Source organism: Streptomyces sp. FXJ1.172 (assembly GCF_001636945.3).
Lineage (GTDB): Bacteria > Actinomycetota > Actinomycetes > Streptomycetales > Streptomycetaceae > Streptomyces.
In genome coordinates this window covers 4265861-4287327 of the sequence record NZ_CP119133.2, presented here as the reverse complement: position 1 = coordinate 4287327, position 21467 = coordinate 4265861, and the positions used below count along the sequence as shown (strand labels likewise).

Annotated in this window: 20 protein-coding genes and 1 riboswitch; of the genes, 8 read left to right on the top strand and 12 right to left on the bottom strand. The window is 71.5% G+C overall.

Features of this window, described 5'->3' with window-relative positions:
- Window positions 1-9 precede the first annotated feature (9 nt).
- From A6P39_RS19020 to fahA, 7 genes are all read right to left on the bottom strand, one after another.
- The gene (locus A6P39_RS19020; protein ID WP_067039811.1) at window positions 10-804 is read right to left on the bottom strand and encodes an ABC transporter ATP-binding protein; all 795 of its coding nucleotides are present in this window, start codon (window positions 802-804) and stop codon (window positions 10-12) included.
- Window positions 788-1702, bottom strand: a complete 915-nt coding sequence (locus A6P39_RS19015; RefSeq protein WP_234378729.1) for an ABC transporter permease — start codon at window positions 1700-1702, stop codon at window positions 788-790. The genes A6P39_RS19020 and A6P39_RS19015 overlap by 17 nt, the downstream gene beginning before the upstream one ends.
- Window positions 1699-3042: an ABC transporter substrate-binding protein gene (locus A6P39_RS19010; protein WP_067039814.1), complete on the bottom strand. Its 1344-nt coding sequence runs from the start codon at window positions 3040-3042 to the stop codon at window positions 1699-1701. Before A6P39_RS19010 ends, A6P39_RS19015 begins: the two co-directional genes overlap by 4 nt.
- 14 nt (window positions 3043-3056) lie before the next feature.
- The gene (locus A6P39_RS19005) at window positions 3057-3284 is read right to left on the bottom strand and encodes a 4Fe-4S dicluster domain-containing protein (RefSeq protein ID WP_030180763.1); all 228 of its coding nucleotides are present in this window, start codon (window positions 3282-3284) and stop codon (window positions 3057-3059) included.
- A 45-nt stretch (window positions 3285-3329) separates the two neighbouring features.
- The gene (locus A6P39_RS19000) at window positions 3330-4121 is read right to left on the bottom strand and encodes a GntR family transcriptional regulator (protein WP_067039818.1); all 792 of its coding nucleotides are present in this window, start codon (window positions 4119-4121) and stop codon (window positions 3330-3332) included.
- Window positions 4122-4275: 154 nt separating this feature from the next.
- Window positions 4276-5214 carry a M56 family metallopeptidase gene (locus tag A6P39_RS18995; RefSeq protein WP_067039821.1) on the bottom strand — a complete coding sequence of 313 codons (939 nt, stop codon included), beginning with the start codon at window positions 5212-5214 and terminating at the stop codon, window positions 4276-4278.
- A 599-nt stretch (window positions 5215-5813) separates the two neighbouring features.
- Window positions 5814-7031 carry a fumarylacetoacetase gene (gene fahA / locus A6P39_RS18990; protein ID WP_067039824.1) on the bottom strand — a complete coding sequence of 406 codons (1218 nt, stop codon included), beginning with the start codon at window positions 7029-7031 and terminating at the stop codon, window positions 5814-5816.
- 315 nt (window positions 7032-7346) lie between these two features.
- Between fahA and A6P39_RS18985 the strand changes: the two genes are divergently transcribed.
- From A6P39_RS18985 to A6P39_RS18975, 3 genes are all read left to right on the top strand, one after another.
- A complete protein-coding gene (locus A6P39_RS18985; protein ID WP_275883986.1) occupies window positions 7347-8591 on the top strand; it encodes a carboxylate--amine ligase in 1245 nt (414 codons plus the stop codon).
- Between the two features lie 45 nt (window positions 8592-8636).
- Window positions 8637-9887: an NAD(P)-binding domain-containing protein gene (locus A6P39_RS18980; RefSeq protein WP_067040435.1), complete on the top strand. Its 1251-nt coding sequence runs from the start codon at window positions 8637-8639 to the stop codon at window positions 9885-9887.
- Window positions 9888-10012: 125 nt separating this feature from the next.
- Window positions 10013-10825, top strand: a complete 813-nt coding sequence (locus A6P39_RS18975; RefSeq protein ID WP_067040439.1) for an HAD family hydrolase — start codon at window positions 10013-10015, stop codon at window positions 10823-10825.
- A 66-nt stretch (window positions 10826-10891) separates the two neighbouring features.
- Here A6P39_RS18975 and A6P39_RS18970 read toward each other — a convergent pair whose 3' ends face one another.
- Entirely contained in the window at window positions 10892-11383 is a 492-nt protein-coding gene (locus tag A6P39_RS18970) for a transglycosylase SLT domain-containing protein (protein ID WP_067040442.1), read from the bottom strand.
- A 4-nt stretch (window positions 11384-11387) separates the two neighbouring features.
- A riboswitch (cyclic di-AMP (ydaO/yuaA leader) is annotated at window positions 11388-11569 on the bottom strand.
- 774 nt (window positions 11570-12343) lie between these two features.
- Here A6P39_RS18970 and A6P39_RS18965 point away from each other — a divergent pair.
- From A6P39_RS18965 to A6P39_RS18950, 4 genes are all read left to right on the top strand, one after another.
- Window positions 12344-13354 (top strand): polyprenyl synthetase family protein, encoded by a 1011-nt coding sequence (locus tag A6P39_RS18965; RefSeq protein ID WP_067040445.1) that lies wholly within the window; start codon window positions 12344-12346, stop codon window positions 13352-13354.
- Window positions 13355-13710: 356 nt separating this feature from the next.
- A complete protein-coding gene (locus tag A6P39_RS18960) occupies window positions 13711-14928 on the top strand; it encodes a LolA family protein (protein WP_067040448.1) in 1218 nt (405 codons plus the stop codon).
- A 73-nt stretch (window positions 14929-15001) separates the two neighbouring features.
- Window positions 15002-16000 carry an ABC transporter ATP-binding protein gene (locus tag A6P39_RS18955; protein WP_067040451.1) on the top strand — a complete coding sequence of 333 codons (999 nt, stop codon included), beginning with the start codon at window positions 15002-15004 and terminating at the stop codon, window positions 15998-16000.
- A complete protein-coding gene (locus A6P39_RS18950) occupies window positions 15987-16877 on the top strand; it encodes an ABC transporter permease (RefSeq protein WP_067040454.1) in 891 nt (296 codons plus the stop codon). The genes A6P39_RS18955 and A6P39_RS18950 overlap by 14 nt, the downstream gene beginning before the upstream one ends.
- An 11-nt stretch (window positions 16878-16888) precedes the next feature.
- Here A6P39_RS18950 and A6P39_RS18945 read toward each other — a convergent pair whose 3' ends face one another.
- Window positions 16889-17482: a flavodoxin family protein gene (locus tag A6P39_RS18945; protein ID WP_067040457.1), complete on the bottom strand. Its 594-nt coding sequence runs from the start codon at window positions 17480-17482 to the stop codon at window positions 16889-16891.
- A gap of 195 nt (window positions 17483-17677) precedes the next feature.
- Here A6P39_RS18945 and A6P39_RS18940 point away from each other — a divergent pair, with 195 nt between their 5' ends.
- A complete protein-coding gene (locus A6P39_RS18940) occupies window positions 17678-18874 on the top strand; it encodes a hypothetical protein (protein WP_067040460.1) in 1197 nt (398 codons plus the stop codon).
- 18 nt (window positions 18875-18892) lie between these two features.
- On the opposite strand, the gene A6P39_RS18935 is transcribed toward A6P39_RS18940, so the two are convergent.
- From A6P39_RS18935 to A6P39_RS18925, 3 genes are all read right to left on the bottom strand, one after another.
- Window positions 18893-19360, bottom strand: coding sequence for a VOC family protein (locus A6P39_RS18935; RefSeq protein WP_067040463.1), 468 nt, complete (start codon window positions 19358-19360; stop codon window positions 18893-18895).
- 97 nt (window positions 19361-19457) lie between these two features.
- Complete coding sequence (gene rarD / locus A6P39_RS18930; RefSeq protein WP_067040466.1) at window positions 19458-20417, bottom strand: EamA family transporter RarD; 960 nt, start codon at window positions 20415-20417, stop codon at window positions 19458-19460.
- A gap of 108 nt (window positions 20418-20525) precedes the next feature.
- A complete protein-coding gene (locus A6P39_RS18925; RefSeq protein WP_067040469.1) occupies window positions 20526-21380 on the bottom strand; it encodes an SDR family oxidoreductase in 855 nt (284 codons plus the stop codon).
- Between the last annotated feature and the right edge of the window lie 87 nt (window positions 21381-21467).

The window sequence follows — 21467 nt, the reverse complement described above, 5'->3', positions numbered from 1 at the left end:
GGGTGCCTTTCAGGAGCCGAGCGAGGTGAGGATGTCGCGGCGCAGGGCCACGCGTGCGGGGTCGTCCAGGGCGCCGCGGTCGCGGGGCCCTGGGACGTCGCGTACAGCGGCCACCCGGCCCGTGCCGAGCAGGGCCACACGGTCACCGAGGAAGAGGGCCTCGTCCACGTCGTGCGTGACGAAGACGACGGTCGCGCCCGTGCCGCGGAGCACCTCCACCAACAGGTCCTGCATGCCGGAGCGGGTCTGGGCGTCGAGGGCGCCGAAGGGCTCGTCCATGAGGACCGCGCGCGGACTGTCGGCCAGCGCGCGGGCCAACTGGGCACGCTGGCGCTGCCCGCCCGACACCCGGTGCGGCAATTGCCCTGCCTGCGCGCTGAGTCCGACACGCTCGAGCCAGGAATCGGCCCGGGCACGGCGTTCACCGCGTGGTACGCCGCTGATGGCGAGCGGCAGTTCGACGTTCCCGCGCAAGGTGCGCCACGGCAGCAGCGCGTCCTCCTGGAAGACCAGCGCACGGTCGGCCGACGGCCCGGTCAGCGGGCTGCCGTCCACCTCGGCCGTGCCGCCCAGCGAAGGCAGCAGTCCGGCGAGGGTGCGCAGCAGCGTGGACTTGCCGCAGCCGGAGGGGCCGACGACGGTGAGGATCTCTCCAGGAGCGACGTCCAGGTCGACGTCGTACAGCACCGGCGCGTCCGGGCGGCCGAGCACGGCGGAACGGAACGTGAGCCGGGTGCCGCGTACGGCCTCCGCGGGCGGCGTCGGCGCGTCGGGAGCGGTGATGGCCTCAGACGAAGTGCTCATGGCGGGCCTCCTCGGAGTCCTTCTGGCCCTGCTGCTCGGGCTGGGAGTAATGCTCGGCATCGCGGTCGGCGCGGACGGGGGAGTCGGCAGGCCAGGGCACGCGGGCGCGGCCACCGGGGACGTGCGAGGTGCGGGGCAGCCAGCGGGTCAGGCGCCGGCCGAGGAGTTCCACGGCGGTGGAGGTCACCCAGCCGAGGACGCCGATGGTGACCATGCCGACGAAGACGCCGGGGTAGTTCACCACCGTGTAGTCCTGCCAGGTGCGGTAACCGACCCCGTACTGGCCGGAGATCATCTCGGCGGAGATCACGCAGATCCACGACACGCCGATGCCCACCGACAGCCCCCCGAAGATGCCGGGCAGTGCGCCGGGCAGTACGACCGACCCGAGGATCCGCAGCCGGCCACCGCCCATCGTGCGCACCGCTTCCTCCCAGAGGGGGGTCAGCGCACGGACCGCGTGCCGGGTGGAGACCAGCACGGGGAAGAAGGCGGCGGTGCAGGTGATGAAGACGATGCCCTGCTCGTTGGAGGGGAACAGCAGGATCGCGACCGGGACGAGGGCGATCGCCGGGATCGGGCGGATCACTTCCAGGACCGGACCGAGCAGATCCTCGGCGAGCCGCGAGCGGGCGACGAGCAAGCCGGTCGCCACACCCAGGACGGCCGCCAGCGCGAAGCCGGTGACGATGCGGGTGAGGCTGTCGGTGAGGTCGGTCCAATAGTCGCTGCCGGAGAGCCGAGCGGCGAAGGCACGGGCCACTTCGGTGACCGTCGGGAACTGCGAGAAACGCAGCCACAGGTCGACCTTCAGGCTGGTCAGCAGCTGCCACAGGCAGAGGAAGGCGGCCAGGGATGCGGTGCGCAGCGCATACCGGGCAAGGGGTGGCCGGATCATGAGGCCCGCTCCAGAGCCTCGCGGTACGACACGGTTCGGGCGCCGCCATGGGCGGTGATGTAGGCCTGTGCGGTCGCCGGGGTGACGAAGGGCAGCAGTTGGCCGCGGTCGGCCACCCAGACCGCCTTGTCGGCGAACCAGAGCGTTCCGGTGGTGGCGTCGGGCACGTAGGCGGCGCGGATGCCGCCCTCGTGTCGGGCCACGTAAGCCAGCAGCTCCCGGGCGGATTTGAAGGAGAGGGTCCTGCCGCTGCCCTTGGCCCACACCTCGCTCGCGGCTGGCGGGGGCGTGGCGGTTAGCCGCTTGGGGTAGGAGGCGCCGATGGCCTTCTTCACGTACTGGTCGTCGACGAACGAATCCACGTCGATGTCGCCGGTCAGCTTGGCGGCCTTCAGGACGGACACGTCCTGCTTCAGCGCGGAGACGAGCTGAGGCTTGACCGCGGGGTCGAAGGTCGCGATGCCGTGGGCGCCGTTGTAGAGGTAGACCACCTCGGCCGGCAGGCCGGTGGCCTGGGCGACCTTCTCCGCGGCGGTGACGGGGTGGGCGTCGAGGTAGTCCGTCGCCTCGGCCTGGGCCTTGAGGAAGGCTTCCAGGACCGCCGGGTGCCGGCGGGCGAAGTCCTCGCGGGCGGTCACGCCGTGGAAGGTCGGCAGGTTCAGCTGTGCGCCGTCGTACAGGGCTTTCGCCTTGCCCTGGTAGGCGAGCAGGCCGGGCCAGGCGACGAACTGCGACAGTGCGTCCACGCTGCCGGAGGGGAGCGCCGAAGCGCCCACGGCGGGCTGCTGGTTGAGTTTGGAGATGTCCTTGTCCGGGTCGATACCGGCGCGCTGCAGGGCCCGTACGAGAGTGCCGTCGGCTGCGGATCCGATGCTTGTGGAGACCTTCTTGCCCTTCAGGTCCTTCAGCGAGGTGAGCTGCGAACCAGGCGCGACGACCACGGTGTTGAGGCCGCCGCGCAGGTTGTAGCCCGTCACCGACACCAGGTGGGTGGGGCGGCCGAGCTGCTTGCCGCGGGCCGCGTTGAGCAGCAGCGGGAAGTCGCCCATCGAGCCGATGTCGACCTTTCCGGCGGTCATCTGGGCGGTGATCGGGGCGCCGGTGGCGTAGTCCTGCCAGTCGACCTTGTAGGTGTGGCCGTCATGCAGGGAGTTGAGCTGCTGCTCGAAGTAACCGAGGGAGCGCAGGAGCGTCCCCGCGGTGACGGTGTTGATGGTCTTGGACTGGTAGCCGACGCTCACGGTGACTGTGGAGCCGCTGCCCGCTTCGGCGCTGCCGCCGCAGGCGGACAGGGGAAGGAGCAGCGCGGCGGCGGACAGGGATACTGCCGTGCGTTTCATGGTGGTTGTACCTCTCACCGCAGCAGATAGGGCATGTTGACCGTGACGGCGCCGGTGGGGCAGCGGGCTGCGCAGGGGCCGCAGTACCAGCACTCGTCGACGTGCATGTATGCCTTGCCGGTGCTGTCGTCGATGGCGAGGGAGTCCAGCGGGCACATGTCCACGCAGAGGGTGCAGCCGTCGATGCACTTCGACTCGTCGATGGTCACGGGCACGTCGGCCCGCTGGGGCGCCAAGGGCATGGCTGTCTCCAGGAAACGTGCGGGCAGGGCGGGCGCGGCGGCCGGTTACAGCGACCGGTGGAGCAGGCCGCTCATGGTGATGCGGTCGCCGCGGAAGCGGATGAACTCCAGGTCGACGGGGCGGCCGTCGGCGAGGTGGGTGAGGCGTTCCAGCATCAGTACGGCGGCGCCGCGCGGTGCCTGGAGGACGGCGGCGGAGTGGGCGTCCGCGTTCACCGCCTCCAGGGTGATCTCGGCGTGGCCGAGACGCTGGCCGGTGATGGCTTCCAGGAGGCGGAAGACATCGGTGTTCTCCAGGTCGGCGCCGAGCAGGGCGGTGCCGAGATCGAGCGGGATGTAGGTGAGGTCGAGGGAGAGGGGGAGGCCGTTCAGGCGGCGCAGGCGCTCGATGTAGAGCACGTCGGCGCCGGCCGGGACGCCGAGGCGGTCGGCCACCGGGGCGGGTGCGGGTGCGGGGCCCATGGTGCGGACCTCGTTGGTGACGCGGCCGTGTTCGCGGAGGGTTTCCGCGAGGCCCATCAGACGGTCGAGCCCGTGCGGGTATTTCCGGGCGATGACCACGGTGCCGACGCCCGGCAGGCGTTCCACCAGACCCTCGGCCCTGAGGAGGTCCAGGGCCTGGCGGACGGTGTTGCGGGAGGCGCGGTAGTCGGCGGCGAGGGTCGACTCGTGGGGGAGGGGGCCGTCCTGGAAGGCGCCGGTGAGGATCTGGCGGCGCAGCAGGTCGGCGAGTTGCCGGGCCCGGTCCGCACGCAGCCGGCGACGCGTGCGGTGGGCGGCGACGGTGGTCGCGGCGCCCTGACCGGCGTGGTCGCGGGGGCGGTCGGTGGGTGGCATGGCTGGAACCATACCGATGCGGTAGGGAAAGTCGTGTTGCCGAAGTGTTGCGCCAGGTGAGGGGGCGTGGGATGCGTCGCTGAGCTGCGGTTTTGCTTCTTCGGTCGGGAAGATCTGCCACTCTGCGGGTCCGCTCGGGGCCCGTCAGGACCGGTCAGGACAGTGCCGTCAGCCCCGGGGCGAATGTGATCAGCAGCGGCAGCAGCGGCACTAGGGCGGCCACCGTCGTCGTCAGGGCCCGGTGCCGGCGCAGCAGCCGCGGCGGGGGCTCCAGCAGCCGGTCCACGCGCTCGCCCAGCAGGCGGCGGCTGGAGTCACAGGACAGGACACCCCGGTGCTGGTTCAGCTCGATCAGGGCGAGGGCCGTGGTGAGGTGGCCGCAGCGCCGGGACGCTGTGTCGTCGGCGGCCAGTTCGACCAGCCGGTGGGTCTGGTCGCAGAAGTGGGCGAAGAGCGGGACGCGCGGGAAGCCTGTGGCGAGCGCGGTGGACAGGTGCAGCAGCCAGTCGTGGTGGGCACGCGCGTGCCCGCGTTCGTGGGTGAGGACGGCGTCCAGCTGGTGGTCGGTGAGCCGCTGCAGCGCTCCTGTGGTGACGACCAGCTGCGGCGGGTGGCCCGGCATCCACCAGGCGTCCGGGTACTCGTCCTCGAGTACCAGCATCGGGCCGCGTGCCGCAGGAAGCCCGGCCGGCAGGTCGGGGGCGCGTTCGCGCAGTTGTGCCCGGGCCTGGCCGCGGCTGCGCCGGGCCTCGACGAGTTCGCGGGCCAGCATCGCCGTCGTCCAGGCGGCCCCGAAGGCCAGCAGCAGGGTGAGGGCGGTGGCCCACACCGGTGCGGCGGAGAGGTCGTACGCGGCGGTGACGGAGGGCGGTGCGGGGGCGAAGACGCGGTCGCGGACGGTGTGGAAGACGGCGGCCGTGCCCAGGATGAGTGCGGCCAGGCAGCACAGCAGGACGGTGGCCACCAGGCACTGCCACACCCACAGCCCGACCACGGGTTCCCGCTCGGGCCAGGTGGCACGGGTCAGCGCGCGCGGTGCCGGCAGCGCGGCCGTCAGGGCGACGACGCTCAGCAGGAGCAGGCAGACGGTCATGCCGGGGCTCCGGTTCCTGGTCGGAGAGTGTGCGGGTGCGGGTGGTGCGGGGCGATGCGCCAAGGGCGCGTCGGGTGGTGCCGGTCCGCCCAGTATGACGGTGAGGGGCGACGCGAGTCAGGCCTCGGAAGTGATCCGTTGCGGAGTTCCCGCCTCCTGCTTTCCGCCGTGTCCGGCTTGTCTGCCCAGCCCAGGTCGTCCGGTGAGGCCACCGGGCCGGCCGTGGTCGGCAGCGCCACCAGGGCGAGCGCGTGGACGACCAGCTGCCAGGTCGGCCGGGGTGGCATGTCGTCGCGGACCCGGCTTGGTGCGAGCCCGGCGGTGCGCACGGCTCTCCGGGCCGGCGCGGTCAGCGCGTCGTCGGCGAGGACGCCAGTGAGCGCGCACACTCCGCCACGGCAATGGCGTACAGCACGCCGTTGCCGTGGCGGAATGTGGACAGCCGGCGGGCCCGACGGGGAGGCCGTGGCGCCCCCCGTTCAGCGCGCGTGGCGGTCGACCGGGCCCCGGGAGGCGGTACTCACCGCTTGTACCAAGCGGTGAGTACAAGATGCTCGCTCCGGCGAACTCGTGCCGGATCTCTTGCTACAAGGGTCGGGTCATCCCGCCACGACCCGCCCGCCGGCCTCTCCCAGCCCGACCCGGCGTCCGTCCGGACCAGGGGCCCACGCGGACAGCGTCACCACGTCCCCGTCCTCCAGGAAGGCCCGCTTGCCGTCGGGGAGTTCGAGGGGCTCGCCGCCGTTCCACGTCAGCTCCAGCAGTGAGCCGCGCTGGCGTTCCCCGGGGCCGCTGACCGTGCCCGAGCCGTACAGGTCGCCGGTGCGCAGCGAGGCGCCGTTCACGGTCATGTGGGCGAGCTGCTGGGCGGCGGTCCAGTACATGGTCGAGAACGGTGGTTCGGCGACCACGTGGCCGTTGATCGCGACGGAGATCCGCAGGTCGTAGCCGCCCGGCTCGATGCCCGGTGCGGAGTCGTCCAGATAGGGCAGCAGCGGGTGCGTGCGCTCCGGGGCGGCCACGCGCGCGTGCTCCAGCGCTTCGAGCGGGGTGATCCACGCCGACACCGAGGTCGCGAAGGACTTGCCGAGGAAGGGGCCGAGGGGGACGTACTCCCAGGCCTGGATGTCCCGCGCGGACCAGTCGTTCAGGAGGCAGAGACCGAACACGTGGTCACGGAAGTCGCCCAGTGGGACCGGGCGGCCCATCTCGGACGGGACGCCCACGACGAAGCCGACCTCGGCCTCGATGTCGAGCCTGATCGACGGGCCGAACACGGGTGCCGGGTCGCCCGGGCCCTTGCGCTGCCCGGACGGCCGTACGACGTCCGTGCCCGAGACGACGACCGTGCCGGAGCGGCCGTGGTAACCGATCGGCAGATGCTTCCAGTTGGGGGTGAGGGAGTCCGCGGCGTCCGGGCGGAAGATCCGGCCGACGTTACGGGCGTGGTGCTCCGAGGAGTAGAAGTCGACGTAGTCCGCGACCTCGAAGGGCAGGTGCAGCGTCACCTCGGACAGGGGGTGGAACAGCGGCTCCAGTGTCGTGCGGTGCGCGGGGTCCGTGACCCAGGCCGTGATCGCCTGCCGTACCTCCGACCAGGCCGTGCGGCCGGCGGCCAGCAGGGAGTTCAGGGTGGGGCGGGCGAGCAGTGACTGGTGCGGCGAGCCGAGGGAGGCTGCCGCGGCGCCCGCGTCGAGGACGTGGTCCCCGAGCCGGACACCGACCCTCCGCTCCGTGCTGCCGGAGGGCGAGAACACGCCATAGGGAAGGTTGTGCGGGCCGAAGGGGTCGCCCTCGGGGACGTCGAAGGGGGGCATGGGGTACTGCCTCACTCTCATCCGGGCCATGCATGGCGATGCGTTCCATGTGGTCGCGCCACACGTTACGGCCGTGATGCGTGTCTTGGGCAGAGCCCCGAGCCGCGCCCCGCACCGTGACCCGGGTGCACCCCAAGAGGTACCCCGAAGGTTGCCCGCGTGATGTCTAAAGGGTTCGCAATGTCCGAATAGACGTCGAATAGGCCTTGTCGGAGTGGGCAATTCCGGCTTAGCGTCCTTTGGGGACACGGACGGGCTGAATCCGTTCCGTTGGGGGGACACGTGGGGGGACCCGTGGCCGGAGACGCCGTCGGTGTGCCGTTCGAAGCGGACCGTGACGTGCCGGGACTGATCGTCAAGTTCGGCGACTATCCGCTGCATCACGGCGGAGTGGGAGCCATCCGAAGCCTGGGTCGCCTCGGCGTGCCCATGTACGCCATCACCGAGGATCCGTACACGCCCGCGGCTTCCTCGCGCTATTTGGAGAGGGCCTTCGTGTGGCCCACGACCGGCGCGGAGGACCCGGACCACCTGGTCGAGGGCCTGCTGCGCATCGGGCGCCGGATCGGCCGCCCGGCCGTTCTGATACCCACCGACGAGGAGGCCGCCGTCCTGATCGCCGAGCATCAGGACGAGCTGGCCGGATCTTTTCTCTTCCCGAGGGTCGAGCCGGGGCTGCCGCGCCGGCTCGCGAGCAAACAGGGGCTGCACGAACTGTGCGTCGAGCACGGCATATCGAGTCCGTCGGCCGCGTTCCCGGAGTCGTACGAGGACGTCGTCGCCTTCGCGGACACGGCCCGCTTCCCGGTGGTGGCCAAGAACCGTGAGGCGTTCGTCCGGCGGCGCCGGCCCGCCGTCAACGGCACCACGCGGATCGCCACCCGCGAGGGCCTGCTCACCCTGGCCCGCGACTGGGGCGAGGAACCGGGCGTGATCCTCCAGGAGTACCTGCCGCGCGAGGAGGCCGAGGACTGGATCGTGCACGCCTGCTTCGGCCCGGACTCCGCTCCGCTCGCACTGTTCACCGGCGTCAAGGTCCGCTCGTGGCCGCCGCACGCCGGCATGACGGCGAACGCGTACGTCGTCGACAACCCGGAACTCGCCGACCTCGCCGCGCGTTTCATCAAACAGATCGGCTTCAGCGGCATCATCGACCTCGACCTGCGCTTCGACCGGCGCGACGGACAGTACAAGCTCCTGGACTTCAACCCGCGCATGGGCGCCCAGTTCCGGCTCTTCGAGAGCGAGTCGGGGGTGGACGTCGTACGCGCCATGCACCTCAGTCTCACCGGCCGCGCCGTACCGGAGGGGGAACAGCGCGCCGGCCACCGCTACATCGTGGAGAACATCGACCTGCCCGCCCTCCTCGCCTACCGCCGCAGCGGCTATACGACGCCGCACGCGCCGGCGAAGGCGAGCGGGACGGAGCTGGCCTGGCTCGCGGGTGACGACCCGCTGCCGTTCCTCACGATGCTCGCCCGCTTCGTGCGCCCGGGCGCGAAGCACCTGTATCAGCTGTGGCGGACCCACCGCCGCGGCAGCGGCACCTCCACGAAGTAGGCAAGGCCACCACGTGTGGCACACCGTGTCCTGGGGAGGGACTTCGTGACTCGACCGGTTGCAGTCATCGGGGCCGGGCCGTTCGGCCTGTCCACCGCCGCCCATCTGCGGGCGCGCGGCATTCCCGTCCGTGTCTTCGGCGACCCCATGGTCAGCTGGCGCGGCCACATGCCCGAGGGCATGATCCTGAAGTCGACACCCGCCGCCTCCAGTCTGGACTGCCCGCAGCCCGGCCACACCCTCGCGGACTACTGCGACGCGGCCGGGATCCGCCGCCTGGTGACGGACGAGGACGTCATCCCGGTGGAGACCTTCATCGCCTACGGCGAGTGGTTCCAGCAGCAGTTGCTGCCCGGCCTGGAGCGGGTGCGGGTGGTCTCCGTGGACCGCGTCGCGGCTCGCGGCACCGACGGCGGCTTCGAACTGAAGCTGGATTCAGGGGAGATGTTCACCGCGCGCGCGGTCGTCGTCGCCACCGGGCTGTCGGGCCTCGCGCACCTGCCGGCCGAGCTGGCGGCAGCCGCGGCCGACGGACCGTCCCCCACGGGCCCGGTCTCGCACAGTTCCCAGCACCACGACCTCGGCCGGTTCGCCGGCCAGGAGCTGATCGTCGTCGGCGCCGGCCAGTCCGCGCTGGAGACGGCGGCACTCGCCGCCGAAGCGGGCGCACGCGTGCGCGTGGTCGCGCGCGGCCGCGGCCGGGTCGCCTTCGGTGCCCCGCCCTGGGAGCAGCCGAGGCTGCGCCCCGAGTCCCCCTTCGGCCGCGCCTGGTCGCTGTGGGCGCTCAGCTACTACCCGCAGCCCTACCGCCATCTGCCCGAAGCCACCCGCCACTACCTGGTCCGCCGGGTCCTCGGACCGCTCGGCGCCTGGTGGCTGCGCGAGCGGTTCGAGGCGAGCGTGCAAGTCCAGGAGGTCGAGCGGATCGTGTCCGCCGAGGTGTCCGGCAACAGCCCCGTCCTCACCGTCCGCACGCCGGCGCACTCTCGAACCGGCTCGAGCGGGGGGACCCCCGCCGGCCGTATCGAGCGGCTCACCGCCGACCACGTCATCGCGGCGACCGGCTACCGCGTCAGCCTCGCGGCGATGGACTTCCTGGGCCACGGACTGCGCACCCGACTCGCCGTGAGCCGCGGCACGCCGAAGCTCGGCCCCGGCTGTGTGTCGTCCGTCCCCGGCCTGTACTTCACCGGCCTCCCGGCGGCGTCCTCGTACGGCCCGGTGATGCGCTTCGTGTGCGGTACGCGGTTCGCCTCCCCGCGCCTGGCGAAACACCTGGCGGCCGCTCACGGCTGACCTGTGCCGATCGCCGCGCGGATGGTCAACAGGGTGACATCGTGCGCCACTTGGGGCTGATGAGCACGTAAGTACGCAGGACGACAAGGTGAGTCGGAGGGGCGCCGGATCCGTATTCTCTGATCATGGCAGCCTCCCCCGCATATGCACTGATCGCCACTGACCTGGACGGAACGCTGCTGCGCGGCGACGACACGGTCTCCGACCGGTCGCTCGCGGCGCTGGGGAGGGTGGCGCGGGCCGGCGGACGGCACCTGGTGGTGACGGGCCGGCCCGCCCCGCGGGTACGGCCGCTGCTGGCCCGCCTCGGCTGCACGGGGCTCGCGGTGTGCGGGCAGGGCGCACAGGTCTACGACGCCGCGGCCGGCCGCCTCTTGTGGTCGGTCAGGCTGGACCGGGCACTGGCCGAGACAGCGCTCGGCAAGATCGAGGCAGAGGTGGGGCAGGTCTACGCGGCCGTGGACCAGGACGGCGTCGACGGGCTCACGCTCATCGAACCGGGGTACCGGATGCCGCACCCGACGCTGCCCGCGGTGCGGGTCGGCCGGCGCGACGACCTGTGGAGCGAGCCCATCAGCAAGGTGCTGCTGCGCCATGCCGCCCTGTCCGACGACGAGTTGGCGGACATCGCGCGCGCGGTGGTGGGTTCGCTCGCGACGGTCACCATGTCGGGGCCGGGGACCGTGGAACTCCAGCCGTGCGGGGTGACCAAGGCGACCGGGCTGGCACTGGCCGCCGAGCGGCTGGGGATCGAGGCCCCACAGGCCCTGGCGTTCGGGGACATGCCCAACGACATCCCGATGTTCGACTGGGCCGGACACGGGGTCGCCATGGCCAACGCCCACCCCGAACTCAAGGCGGTGGCCGACGAGATCACCTTGTCGAACGAGGACGACGGCATCGCCGTCGTCCTCGAACGACTCTTTCCGGCCGGCTGACCGGCACATCAGTGCGCACCGGGCAGCCGGGTCCGGGGCGGCCGTGTCTCAGGCCGCCGTGGTGTCTCAGTACGCGCTGTAGACGTTGTCGATGGAGCCGTAGCGCGCGGCGGCGTAGTTGCAGGCCGCGGTGATGTTGGCCACCGGGTCGTAGATGTTGGAGGAGGTGCCGGGCACGTGGTACGCGTTGAAGGTCGGGTCGATGACCTGGAGCAGTCCCTTGGACGGGATGCCGGCGGCGGCGTTGGAGTCCCAGAGGTTGATGGCCAGCGGGTTGCCGGAGGACTCCCGCATGACGTTGCGGTAGATGCTGCTGTAGCTGCCCGGGATGCCCTTCTGGGCCATGACCGCGAGCGACTGGCGGATCCAGCCGTCGAGGTTGTTCGAGTATCCGGTGGTGGTGGAGGCCTTCGTGGTGGCCGTCGTGCCGGTGGTGGCGGAGGCGCTGGTGGCCCCGATGACCGGCAGTGCGAGGACGGCGGCACCGGTGCCGACGACGGCGAGGGTGCGGACGAGACGGCTGGTCCGGGTACGGCGGTGCTGAGCGGTGGCACGCATGGGGAGTTCCTCTCCGCCGCCTGCGAGGTGAGCTGTCGGGTTCGGGCGGGGAGGTGCCCGGCCGCGCCTTCCGGAGAAGGCGAGGCTTCACCCCAAGCCGTTCCGGTGCGACGTGGGCCGACCGGTCCGGCGACTTACCTGGGTCCCCCGCTCCTGCCGTACGAAATGAGTTCGCGGATGGTTATGCGGGTGGCGGCAGGATTCGGCGTCCACCCGATGGCCGGGAACGTATGCGAGAGCACATGTCCGGAACAAGTGCCAGATTCACGGAAAACCCTATTTGACCTTGGTCTATGCCCTATGGGGTACTTGATCCTTTGCGGTTGCCAACCATCAACTCGTCAGCGGGGCAAGGGGGGAGGGAGGGTTCGGCGACGGGCGTGCGGGGATGGGGTCCGTGACCCAACTCACGAAATGGCAAATCACCTCAAATCGGATATGAGGTTTTTAGGGCATTTGCAGCCGAGTGAGACGTATGCCGGGGCGCGTGGAGGGGTGTGCAGGGAGTGGGAGTGGTCGAGTGGGGGTCGGGATGCGATCGGGAAGCGGTGGAGGGGGCGGCGGCAGGGGTGACGGAGAGTGGAGGGCGGGATGGTCGGCGGACGACCCGGAAGCGGCCCGCGCAGGCCTGCGGAGGGGGCGGATCGGGGGACGGTGGAACCTGTGACGCGACGCCCGTCGTTGTCCTGGTGACCGCGGGTGCCCGGGGAAGGGGTGGAGGTGTTACTCCGCTCGCCCCTCGGTTCGAGACAAAGCGCAAGGGTTCCTGTTAAGTCGATGAATGTCCGTTCTTACCGTCCGATCAGAAACATGCCGGTCGTGATCCAATACCGCCCGGGCTGGACCGGTGGGCGCTATCGGTGATCGAAACGGGACCGGATACGCTGACTCGAGTGATGGCAGCGACCTATCGACAAGCCGTGTAATCGCCAGCAGACACCAGCAGACAGGAGACCCCTCGTGACCGTCGTCGGGCCGTTCGGGCTGAGCGTGCGGGACCAGGCTCTCGAAGCCGATGTCCAGGCCGGATTGGCGGCTGTCGAGGAAGGCTTGCTCGAGGCCACCAAGAGCGAGGTCCCGTTCATCACGGAGGCCGCGCAGCACCTCGTACGGGCCGGCGGGAAGCGGTTCAGGCCGCTGCTCGTGATGCTCGCGGCCCAGTTCGGCGACCCCTACGCGCCGGGCGTGGTGCCGTCGGCCGTCGTCGTGGAGCTGACCCACCTCGCCACGCTGTACCACGACGACGTGATGGACGAGGCGGCCGTGCGGCGCGGCGTGGACAGCGCCAACACCCGCTGGAACAACTCCGTCGCGGTCCTCACCGGCGACTTCCTCTTCGCCCGCGCCTCCCAGATCCTCGCCGACCTCGGGCCCGAGGCGGTCCGGGTGCAGGCCCTCGCGTTCGAGCGGCTGGTCACGGGTCAGATCCTCGAGACCGCCGGCCCCTCGGACGGCCGCGACCCGGTCGAGCACTACCTGGACGTGCTCGGCGGCAAGACGGGCTCGCTGGTGGCCGTGTCGTGCCGGTTCGGCGCGATGATGTCGGGCGCCGACGAGACGGTCGTCGACGTCCTGTCGCAGTACGGCGAGCGGCTCGGGGTCGCCTTCCAGCTCTCCGACGACGTGCTGGACATCGCCTCCGACTCGCACGAGTCCGGCAAGACCCCGGGCACCGACCTGCGCGAGGGCATCCCGACCCTCCCGGTGCTCCGGCTGCGCGAGCGCGCGGCCCGGCTGGGGCTGCCCGAGGACCTCGCGCTGTGCGAGCTGCTCGACTCCGACCTCAGCGACGACGCCCGGCACGCCGAGGCGCTGACCGCGCTGCGCGTGCACCCCGCACTGGAGCAGGCCCGCCGCGATGCCGTCCGCTACGCCGAGGAGGCCCGGGCCGCGCTGTCGCCGCTGCGGGACTGCGACGCCAGGGCGGCGCTGGAGGACCTGTGCGACGCGGTGGTGCACCGCGCGGGCTGACACCACCGGCGCTTCGGCCGACGTGTTCAACGTGTTCACGACCTGCCGGCCGGCGTTCGGCGGTCCCACGTCCTGCGGCGCGATGGCGTGCCCGCCCGGTGCGACGTGCCGTACGGCGTCGTACGGCACCCCGGCGATCCGATCCGGCCCCCTAGGGGGCGGGGGAGCCGTCGCCCCCTGCATGTCATACCGCAGTCGTACACGGAGTTGGCTCCGTGGTCTGACGCTTCTTCATGGCCGATTTGGTGAGATGGAGAACACGGACATCACCACTCCTCACCGATTCGGGTGAGAATGGCGGCTCGGGTGGACCAGCGTGAGGACAAGCCGCCGCCGACGACGGAGGTAACGCACACATGGCACCGTACGAATCCGACGACGCAGTGGACGACGCGCGGGGGGACGCCGCGCCGGAAGGGGTCCCGCACGCCGGACGCCGCAAGGCCGCGCGGTACGCGGTCCCGGTCGCGGTGGTGGGCGTGGCGGCGGCCACGATCGGGCTGGTCCCGGCGCTCGCCGCCTCGGGCGACCCCGACCTGCCCAAGATCACCGCACATCAGCTCATCGACAAGATCGCCAAGTCGGACGTGCAGCAGCTGTCCGGCACCGTGAAGATCAGCACCGACCTCGGCCTGCCGAACCTCGGCGGCCTGGAGAGCGGCCTGGTCTCCGGAGCGGCCAAGGGCTCCGGCGACGGCTCCTCCGCCGACCCCCAGGCCAAGCTCACCGAGCTGGTCTCCGGCGTGCACACGCTGCGCGTCGCCACCGACGGCCCCGAGAAGCAGAAGCTGTCGCTGCTGGAGAGCGGCTCCGAGTACAGCCTCATCCACAACGGCACGAACGTATGGGGCTACGACAGCAAGACCAACTCGGTCTTCCACGGCACCTCCGCCGACTCCGGCAAGGACCACCGGGCCGAGCCCCCGGCCACGCCCAAGGACTTCGCCGACCAGGCGCTGAAGGGGGTGGACGGCACCACGTCCGTCACCGTCGACGGCACCGAGCAGGTCGCCGGGCGCGCCGCCTACAAGCTGCTGATCAAGCCCCGGCAGTCCGGTACCACGGTCGGCGCGATCAGCATCGCCGTCGACGCCAGGACGGGCATGCCGCTGAAGTTCACGCTGACCCCGAAGAGCGGCGGCGCCGCCGTCGTCGACGCGGGCTTCACCGAGGTCTCCTTCGCCAGGCCGGCTGCCTCCGCCTTCGCCTTCACCGCGCCCAAGGGCGCGAAGGTGACGGAGCAGAAGAAGGACGCCACGGCACGGCAGCACGCGCCGAAGGCCGGCGAGGGCTTCGCCGGGGGCCGCGAGGGATCCACGGTCCTCGGCAAGGGCTGGACGTCCATCGCCACCTTCGACACCGGCGCCAAGGGCGGCCTGCCGGCCGGCGGTTCCAAGGCCGGTGACCTCAGCGGCTTCCTCGGCTCGCTCGGTGACCACGTCTCCGGGAAGTTCGGCAAGGGCACGGTCTTCTCCACCCGCCTGGTCAACGCCCTGATCACCGACGACGGCAAGGTCTACGCCGGCGCGGTGACCAAGGACGCCCTGGTGAAGGCGGCGAACGAGGGAAAGTGACCCCTTGCGGGCACTACGGGCCGTGACCGTGCGTTGACCCTTCACGGGAGGACGAATCGAGGAGGGGGAGCCGATGGACGGACCGTCCGCCACGGAGCGTGAGGCGGGGGACGCGGGGGAGCGTGCCCCGGGGCAGGCGGAGGCGAGCGTCATCGCCACGCACGGCCTCACCAAGCGCTACCGCGGCGGACAGCTCGCCGTCGACGGTCTCGACCTGACCGTCCCGGCGGGCAGCGTCTTCGGCTTCCTCGGCCCGAACGGCTCGGGCAAGACCACCACCATCCGCATGCTGATGGGCCTGATCGAGCCGACCGCCGGCACGGCCAGCGTGCTGGGCCGCCCGATGCCCCGGGCGGCCCGTGCCGTGCTCCCTGAGGTCGGCGCGCTCATCGAAGGCCCCGCCCTGTACGGCTTCCTCTCCGGCCGGGACAACCTGCTGCGCTACGACGCCGCCGACCCGACCGCCGACCCCCGCACCCGGCGCGCCCGCGTCGCCGCCGCCCTGGACCGGGTGGGCCTCACGGCCGCCGCCGGCAAGAAGGCGAAGGCGTACTCGCTCGGTATGAAGCAGCGCCTGGGCCTCGCGGCCGCGCTGCTCCAGCCGCGCCGGCTGCTCGTGCTGGACGAGCCCACCAACGGCCTCGACCCGCAGGGCATGCGGGAGATCCGCACCCTGATCAGAGAGCTGGCCGCCGACGGTACGACCGTATTCCTCTCCTCCCATCTCCTCGACGAGATCGAGCAGGTGTGCACCCACGCGGCGGTCATGACGCAGGGCCGGCTCGTCACCCAGGGCGCGGTGGCCGACCTCGCGGCGGGTGCGCGCGGCCGGCTGGTGGTGACCACCCCGGACACGGCCGAGGCGGCCCGGGTGCTGAAGGAGCAGGGCGTCGCGGACGTCACCGCCGACGGCGACCAGGTCACCGGCGAACCGCCCGCGCGGGACCTCGCCGAGGTGAACGCGGCCCTGGTCGCGGCGGGGGTGCGGGTCCGCGGCTTCGCGCTCGAACGGGCCTCGCTGGAGGACGCGTTCGTGGCACTGACGGGGGAGGGCTTCGATGTCGCGGGCTGAGACACTCCCGGCGGCCCCGGTGGCCGAGGCGCGTCGGCCGAGTCCGCTGTGGACGTTCGGGCTGCTGCGCAGCGAGCTGGTCACGACGCTCCGCCGCTGGCGCACGCTCGCCCTGCTCGGGGTGCTGGCCGCGGTGCCGGTGCTGGTCGGGATCGCGGTGAAGATCCAGACGCGCGGCGGCGGTTCGGCGGACCACGGCGGCCAGGGCCCGGCGTTCATCTCGCAGATCACCAACAACGGTCTGTTCCTGGTGTTCACGGCGCTGGCCGCGACCCTGCCGTTCTTCCTCCCTATGGCCGTCGGGGTCGTCGCGGGCGACGCGATAGCCGGCGAGGCGGGCGCGGGCACCCTGCGCTATCTGCTGGTCGCCCCGGCCGGCCGGAGCAGGCTGCTGCTCACCAAGTACACGACCGTGATGGCCTTCTGTCTGCTGGCCACCCTGGTCGTCGCCGTCTCGGCACTGATCACCGGTGCGCTGCTGTTCCCGCTGGGCGGCCTGACGACGATATCCGGCACCCGGATCAGCTTCGCCGAGGGCCTCGGCAGGGCCCTGCTGATCGCGCTGGTCGTCGCCGCCTCACTGGTCGGCGTGGCCGCGCTCGGCCTGTTCGTGTCCACGCTCACGGGCAGCGGGATCGCGGCGATGGCGACGACGGTCGGACTGCTCATCACCGTCCAGATCCTCGACCAGATACCCCAGTTGCACGCGCTGCAGCCGTACTTCTTCTCGCACTACTGGCTGTCGTTCGCCGACCTGATGCGCGACCCGGTCTACTGGGACGACCTGGAGAAGAACCTCGGCCTGCAGGCGCTGTACGCGGCCGTGTTCGGCTCGGCGGCCTGGGCGAGGTTCACGACGAAGGACATCAGCGCGTAGGGGCCGGGGTGCTAGCGGGCGGCCGTCTCGTACGGGAAGCGCGCGAGGGGCGCTTCCCGCTCGAAGAAGGTCTTGGCGCGCGTGAGCGCGTCGGCGTCCTTCAGTACGTCGCCCGGCCCGCTGCCGTTGCCGAGCAGGACCCCGCCGAAGCGCATGCCCATGTAGGCGGCCGAGTTGTTGAGGGTGCCGACGTAGGGATCGGCGACGGACGGCTCCCGGTCGGCCAGCGCGGCGATGCCCCAGAGCGTGCGGCCCGCCAGGGTCGCCTTGAAGTCCAGGCCCGGGGTGCGCAGCCAGCCCGACCAGTGGTCGAGGTAGCGCTTGGTGAGGCCGGACACCGAGTACCAGTACAGCGGCGAGGCGATCACGATGTCCGTGGCCGCGAGTGTGGCGTCCAGCAGCAGGCTGGTGCTGCCGTCCCGCGGCGGCCGTACGTGATCGGCATCGTGCCGCAGGTCCACGAAGTCGGGCAGCGGGTGCTCGGCGAGGCGGATCCAGCGCTGTTCGACATCGCCGGGCAGCTGCTCGGCCGCCGTGCGGGCCAGCAGCTCGGTGTTGCCTCCAGTGCGGGCACTGCCGAGCACGAACAGGAAACGGCGGCTCATGGGGTCCCCCAGGGAGTGCTGTCGTACCAGGATTAAAAGCGTGTGCATCTTATGCATGTGCAAGCAATTTTGACCAGGGCGCGCCTGGTGCGAGGCTGTGACGCTGCGGTGACGCGGAAGCCGGGCGGAGCCGACACACTGGTGGGCAGGACGCGTACGACCGGATCGCGACGCCGGGGGAGTGAGGGAAAACCGATGTCTCGACTGAGCTTCGAGAAGAAGCGGGCGCAGCAGCCTGCGGAACACCCGGCGGTGGTACCGGTCCGGGTGTTCGGCGCGGGAGGTGCGTCGGTGGGTGGGACGTCGGTGGTGGTCGCGCCGGGCGAGGAGATCCAGCAGGCGGTCCTGAACCACCTCCAGCGCCTCGCCATCAGCCTGGGCGCCCCGATACGCGCCACGATTCATGACGAACAGGCCGGCTGCGTGGTTCCGCTGGAGGTCTCGGCGGACGGCTCCAGCCGCGTCACGGGTGAGCCGGAACGGACGGCTTCCCGGCAGGAGCCGCGGCGGCCGACGCAGCCGGGGGTCGTGCCGGCCGGGACGGCGCCGGCCGGCATGGTGCAGGCGCCGACGGGACAGTTCGGCCCTCCGCCGGTCATGACGCCGACCTCAGCCTCGACCCCGGCCTCGACCCCGGCAGCCGTCATCGGCGTCCCGAAGGCCGACATCCCGATGGTCATCGGCGTCCCGAAGGCCGATGTCCCGGAGGCCGTTGGCGTTCTGAAGGCTGAGGAGCCCGCGCCTACGGCGTCTGCATCCGCATCTGTATCCGCCGTCGCCGACTCCTCCGACTCCGCCGACTCCTCCTCCGTGCCCGCCTATATCCCCGCCGAGGCTTTCGACGCCCCTGCCCACACCCCTGCCCGCGGGTTCGACGCCGTGGCCGAGGAGGTGCTCGGGGACGCGCCCGTGACCGAGACGGCGGAGGGGGCCGAGTTGCTGACCGAACCGATGACGCGGATCAACGAGGCCGTGCGGGCGGGCCGGATCGAGGCGGCGGCGGAACTGGCCGACCGTACGGTCACCGAGGCGGCCACCGTGCTCGGCCCCGGTCACGCCGAGGTGCTGCACCTGCGCGAACTGTCCGCCTACATCGCGTATTTGGGCGGCAATCCGGTCCGCGCCTTCGAGCAGTCCCTGGATCTCGCCAGGCTGCGCCGGCAGTCCCGGGACGCCGAGGCCGCCTACGGCAACGTGCGGAGCGCGGCGACCGCCTGGCGTGCGGTACGCGACCCCGAGGAGGGACTGCGGCTGGGCCACGACCTGATCGCGCTGTGGACGGACCTCACCGCCGAGCCCGGCCCCGCCGCCGCCGACCCGCAGCCGCTGGAGTCCGCCCGCGCCCGCATGGTCCGCCTGACCGAACGGGCGGCCCGCGCCGCACAGCCGTAACCCCGCTCTGCACCAGGCCTACTGCAAGCAGAATTCGTTGCCCTCGGGGTCCGTCAGCACCAGCCACTCGCCGGCGGGCTCCTTCACCTCGCGTACGACCCGTGCGCCCAGCGCCTGGAGCCGGGCCAGCTCCGGCGCGCGCCGCTCGGGGCCGGCGTGCAGGTCGAGGTGGAGGCGGTTCTTGACCGTCTTCGGCTCCGGGACGCGCTGGAAGAGCAGGCGCCGGCCCAGCCCGGTGCCGGACCCGGGGTCGTACGGATCGTCGGGATGCCGTACGGCGATCAGGTCGCGGAAGGCTGGGCGGCCGTGGTACTCGACGGTGGCGTCGCCGGGCAGCGCGCCGGCGGACAGCAGCCGTTCGATCAGGGCGCTGTTGTCCTCGGCCGTGTAGTGCAGCGCGGCGGCCCAGAAGTCGGCCTGCGTGTGCGGGTCGGCCGCGTCGATGACGAGCTTCCAGTGCAGGGGTGCGGGCGTCTGTGTCGACATGGCTGCCACTTATAGCGCGCGGCACTGACAACAGCCGCCCACCACACCGGCCGTCGGACAGCCGCCGGACAGCCGTTGGACTGCCGTCGGACAGCCGTCAGGCGTCCACCGCGGTGGACGCGGACTTTCCACCGCGCGCCACCACCAGCGATTCCCGCGTCCGCCGCGCGGAACGCAGCGCCTCACCCGTGAGCAGGATCAACGCCAGCCAGACCAGCGCGAACCCGGCCCACCGCTCGGGCGGCATGGCCTCGTGGAAGTACAGGATGCCGAGCAGGAACTGGAAGACGGGGGCGAGGTACTGCAGCAGGCCCAGCGTCGACAGGGGCACACGGATCGCCGCCGCGCCGAAGCAGACGAGCGGCAGCGCGGTGACAAGGCCGGTGGAGGCGAGCAGGACGGCGTGCCCGGCGCCGTCGTTCACGAAGCTGGCCCTGCTGTGGGCGACGAGCCACAGCAGGTAGCCGAGCGCGGGCAGGAACTGGATCGCGGTCTCGGCCGCCAGCGACTCGATGCCACCGAGGCCGACCTTCTTCTTCACGAAGCCGTAGGCGGCGAAGGAGAAGGCGAGGACGAGCGAGATCCACGGCAGGCGGCCGTAGCCGACGGTCAGGACGACGACGGCGGCGAAACCCGTCGCGACCGCCGTCCACTGCACGGGCCGCAGCCGCTCCTTCAGCAGCAGCACGCCCATCGCGATGGTCACCAGCGGGTTGATGAAGTACCCGAGCGAGGACTCGACCACATGGCCTGAGTTCACGGCCCAGATGTAGACGCCCCAGTTCACGGTGATGACGGCGGCGGCCACGGCGACGAGCGCGAGCCGGCGCGGCTGGCGCAGCAGTTGTCCGGCCCAGGCCCAGCGCCGCACCAAGAGCAGAGCGACGGCGACGACGACCAGGGACCAGACCATGCGGTGGGCGAGGATCTCCACCGCACCGGCGGGCTTCAGCAGGGGCCAGAACAGGGGGACGAGCCCCCATATGCCGTAGGCGGCGAAGCCGTTCAGCAGGCCACTCCGGTTCTCGCTCCCGGAGTTCTTGGACGTTCCGCTCACGGCCCCTCCTTCTCGTCACACCCGCGCGCGCGAGAAAGAAGGTAGCGTCGCGGACTCCCGGCTGTCATGCCCGTATCGCCATACGGTCATGACAGCCGAGTGTGATGTTCAGCTCTTGAGCGCGGCGGCGACCGCCTCGGCCAGCCGCTGCGCCGGACGACCGGTCAGGCGGGCGAGGTCGCCGGAGGTGACGACCAGCTCGCCCTTCTCGATCGAGGCGTCCACGCCGGCCAGGATCTCGGCCAGCGGCCCGGGCAGCCCGGCGCCGGTCAGGATGCCGGTGAAGGCCTCGGGGGAGACCGGGGTGTAGGCGATCTCCCTGCCGGTCTGCCGGCTCAGCTCGGCCGCGTACTCGGCGAAGCCGAACGGCTCGTCGCCGCCCAGCTCGTAGATCTTGTTCTCGTGGCCCTCGCCGGTCAGCACCGCGACCGCGGCGGCGGCGTAGTCGGCGCGGGAGGCGGCGGAGATCCGGCCGTCGCCGGCGGACTGGACGACGGCGCCGTGCTCCAGCACCGGGGCGAGGTTCTCGGTGTAGTTCTCGAAGTACCAGCCGTTGCGCAGCAGCGTGTAGGGCAGGCCGGAGGCGAGCAGCACCTCCTCCGTCGCCCGGTGGTCGTCCGCGAGGGCGGCCTTCAGGGTGCCCGGGGCGCTGGTGTACGCGAGCAGTGCCACGCCCGCCGCCCCGGCGGCGTCGATGACGGCCTTGTGCTGCCGCACCCGGCCCTTGTCGAACTCGTTGCCCGAGATCAGCAGGACCTTGTCGCCGGCGGTGAAGACGGTGTCGAAGGTCTCGGGTGCGTTGTAGTCGGCGACAGCGAGCTTCACGCCGCGGGCCGCGAGGTCGGCGGCCTTCTGCTCGTCGCGCACGACGGCGGTGATCTGCTCCGCCGGAACCTTCTCCAGCAGCTGCTCGATGACGTGGCGGCCGAGGTGTCCGGTGGCTCCGGTGACGACGATGCTCATGGTTCGCAAACTCCTTGTGGGGTGCCCGGTGTCGTAATGCCGTATGGCACTCACCCTAGGAGTGGCACTAACCAAGCGAAAGTACCC